The sequence below is a fragment of the Marinagarivorans algicola genome (assembly GCF_001292705.1).
In the GTDB taxonomy this organism is placed as follows: Bacteria; Pseudomonadota; Gammaproteobacteria; order Pseudomonadales; family Cellvibrionaceae; genus Marinagarivorans; species Marinagarivorans algicola.
In genome coordinates this window covers 1-3,887 of sequence record NZ_LGAK01000018.1, presented here as the reverse complement: position 1 = coordinate 3,887, position 3,887 = coordinate 1, and the positions used below count along the sequence as shown (strand labels likewise).

General features: G+C 44.8%; 3 protein-coding genes. 2 read left to right on the top strand and 1 reads right to left on the bottom strand.

What is annotated here, in order from left to right:
* Together AC438_RS17175 and AC438_RS07860 are read left to right on the top strand one after the other, a co-directional pair.
* Positions 1-235, top strand: a 235-nt coding sequence (locus AC438_RS17175) for a hypothetical protein (protein WP_238376348.1), incomplete at its 5' end; no start/stop codon positions are given.
* Between the two features lie 139 nt (positions 236-374).
* Entirely contained in the window at positions 375-908 is a 534-nt protein-coding gene (locus AC438_RS07860; protein ID WP_053980705.1) for a hypothetical protein, read from the top strand.
* A gap of 1,993 nt (positions 909-2,901) precedes the next feature.
* Here the strand turns inward: AC438_RS07860 and AC438_RS07850 are convergent.
* Positions 2,902-3,887 (bottom strand): trypsin-like serine protease (locus AC438_RS07850; protein ID WP_053980703.1); only part of this gene is annotated, 986 nt, incomplete at its 5' end.

The following is a 3,887-nucleotide window of genomic DNA, read 5'->3' as shown; positions in this document are numbered from 1 at the left end:
ACTGCGTGAGCATAGGCTCCAACTGCGCCATGTTACTAATCACTTGCTGGTTGGCGGCGGCATAAAGGTTGAGCGCCAATGCATAGTCGTCACGACTGCCTTCTCGCTGGAAAAACAGCTCAAAATCTTGCGGCGCTCACTGGTGTTTAAGCGCGCCCGCAAGGACAGCCACTTGTTTTACCAAGGATGCAGTTTACACACGCATCAAGACATGAATTTACGAGCCACTTTGTGATTAATCGCGGCAATATTTAGAGCCTACAGCAAATTTCAGGACACCAATCACTTACGATGATGATGCGTTATGCACATCTGGCACCTGATCATTTTTCGGATGCTTTTATACTTAATCTATTGGCAAAAAAGGAAACATCATGAAGGCATTATCAATACTCTCACTGACTATTTTACTTTCGGCATGCGGTAGCAGTGAAAGCAGCGGGGGCATCAATAACAACGGAAACACCGACGACAATAGCAGCGCAAGTAATACCGATGCCGACCACAAAATAAAAAGTGTTACCGTTGTTGGTTCTGACGGCAGTACCACGCCTTCAGTCATTGACCCCAGCATCGGTGATGGCATTTTTTTAATCAGTACAGAAGTAACTAACGGCAGAAGCCCATTCAATGGCGAAGTTTACTTAAGTACAAACGAAACACTTAGTAACCTGGATATTTCTATAGGTGCAGGAACATGCGAGCCAACCGAACCTGACTGCGCAGCAGGGTTAAGCATGGATGAATGCCAATACAAAAATGACAACACAATTACATGCGGCGATAACGTTACAGACATATCTGACTTTCTTACAGAAATACCAAAAAGCGGGTATATAATTGTAGAAACCTGCGATGTAGCTGACCTAAACTGCAATACCGCATCTGCAGCTGTTACATTTCGATAACACCCCAATTGTAGTGACATACCACTCGTTTTAACAACCTCCATGGATCAATACTCAAAGCTAATAGCATTGGATTTTGCAAGCCTGGCGGACACGTTTAAAAACGGCGGAAGTTGATTTCTCAGGCCCATACGCGTCGAGAACGCGTATGGAGTGCCCATGGGTGGTTTGAAAACAGTGCAGTAAAACAGCACTCACTTACAAAGACAGACACTCGTTTTAATAACTTCCAAGCATAATCACTCAAAGCTAATACCATTTAGCTTTAACAAACCTGGCACACACACTTAAAGCCGTCGAGGATTGATTTCTCGGGCCCTTATGCGTCGGGAACGCGTATGGAGTGCCCATGGATGGCTTGAACGTGCCAGAGCAATCGATACGCGGCGGTGCCACATACAGGGTCGGGCACTCGTTTTACCGCATATTATCAGCAACACCCAGCCCCCCTTTTATAAGCACCCAAAGCAAGCGCAATACTTGGTTGCTTACTTGGTTGCTTACTTGGTCGCTTACTTGGTCGCTAAATACAGCACCTATAGCGGCAGGCACTCGTTTTAATAACCTCCAAGTATAAATACTCAAAGCTAATGTCATTAGGTTTTTACAAGCTTGGCACACACGCTTAAAGCCGTCGGGGATTGATTTCTCGGGCCCTTATGCGTCGGGAACGCGTATGGAGTGTCCATGGATGGCTTGAACGTGCCAGAGCAATCGATACGCGGCGGTGCCACACTCGCTCGGAAATTGCAGGGACAGTGAGTCAGAATTGCAGGCAATTGCAGGGACAGGCAATTGCAGGGACAGTCACTTAAACAGGCAATTGCAGGGACAGTCACTTAAAAATCGTCTAATCACTTAACCCTCAGAGTAAGCAATCATTAACATTTTAAACTTTTATACTTTCTTGCAAACACAACCATTCGAAAGAAAGCCGAATAAGGCTCCGCCCCTTGAGTATGAAGTAGGTATAGGCTGGGGATATTGCTTATTTAGTGATGAATCTAGATGGACTTTTTTAAAAAAGGCCGCTTTTGAGCTCGGATTTTGCCAAGTGCATTCAAAAATCCATTGATTGACACGCCATTTGCTGACACCACAGATAGATAACAAGATATTTTGAAGCATGCGGGGGGAGTTACTGACTACAATAAAGGCGCGAATATCTCAAAGCCAGCGTGATTCATACTGAGACTCACTAAGCACTTACAGGGACAGGCACTCATTCTAATAACCCCTAAGCATAAATACTCAAAGCTAATACCATTTGGTTTTAACAAACTTGGCACACACACTTAAAGCCGTCGGGGATTGATTTCTCGGGCCCTTACGCGTCGGGAACGCGTATGGAGTGCCCATGGATGGCTTGAACGTGCCAGAGCAATCGATACGCGGCGGTGCCACACTCGCTCGGAAATTGCAGGCGGAAATTGCAGGGACAGTCACTTAAAAATCGTCTAATCACTTAACCCTCAGAGTAAGCAATCATTAACATTTTAAACTTTTATACTTTCTTGCAAACACAACCATTCGAAAGAAAGCCGAATAAGGCTCCGCCCCTTGAGTATGAATCAGGTGTAGGCTGGGGATATTGATTATTTAGTGATGAATCTAGATGGACTTTTTTAAAAAAGGCCGCTTTTGAGCTCGGATTTTGCCAAGTGCATTCAAAAATCCGTTGATTGACACGCCATTTGCTGACACCACAGATAGATAACAAGATATTTTTGAAGCATGCGGGGGGAGTTACTGACTACAATAAAGGCGCGAATATCTCAAAGCCAGCGTGATTCATACTGAGACTCACGGCGGCAAACAACGATTATACTTTTGGTTTTACGCTAGCAACTGCTATAAAAAAACTGCTGTAAAAAACTGCTATAAAAAATTTACATTAACCTTAGGCTGCATTTACTGCTGTTAACGCTATTGGCAAAAGAGCATCCATGCTCAATAGTCGTTCATATAGTGAAAAATTTACTTCACCAACATATTAAGGCTCATAGCGAGCTTCTAGCGTTAATCCGCTAAACGTTTCATATCCACGTACGCGCACAAACCACTCGCCCGCTCTAGGGTTTCTAAAAGAGCATGACTCATTACTACCAGAAACCCAAGGTACGCAACGCGTAGTGCTATTGACAACAGCATTGACTGGCGTTGTTGGCGCTTGGTTATAGTAAACATACAAATCAGCATCGCCATTAGGACCCGAGATATCAACATCAAATGTCGATGTTCCGGCAGGAATATTCAAACGATACGTTTGGGTCCATGTACTGGCTGAGGCGGCTAAATTATTTACCGTACCACCGCCACCACCTTGAGCGGGTGGATTACTAGAAGAACCACCTGCAATACTATCAATCCAGTTTAAAAAACCGGATGTTCGAGTATAAATGCCTGGTAGGTTAGGTCTGGCGCAGCCTTGCCCCCAACTCACAATACCCGCAACATAATCAGCGCCATTTTGTTTAAAAAGTAATGGGCCGCCGCTATCACCTTGGCAAGAATCTCGGCCGCCACGAGGGAATCCAGCACAAATTTGGGTATTATTATTAATAACATTACCGTAAGAGGCTTCACAGCTAGCTTCAGAAACTACCGGTACCGATACCTGCCTTAAAATATTTGGGCCACTGCCCCCCTCTTGCGTGGCACCCCAACCAATCACTTTAAGAGTGTCACCTGTACCGGCTTGGCTATTGTTTAACGCCAAGCTAGGTAAGCGAGCATAGCGACTCACCAGGCTTGTGGGCACTGGCCTTTCTAACTTTAATAATGCAATATCAAAACCTGTTCTTACACCACGATAACTCGGGTGATTAAAGTAGCTTCCTACTTCAAACCTATTACGAGCCCTTTCTTCTCGCTGATCAAAAACACCCGCAATCACAGTGACTGATGAACCAGGATCAAAACAATGTGCAGCACTAAGCACCCACTCACTAGATATTAAGCTACCGCCACACGAAAAAA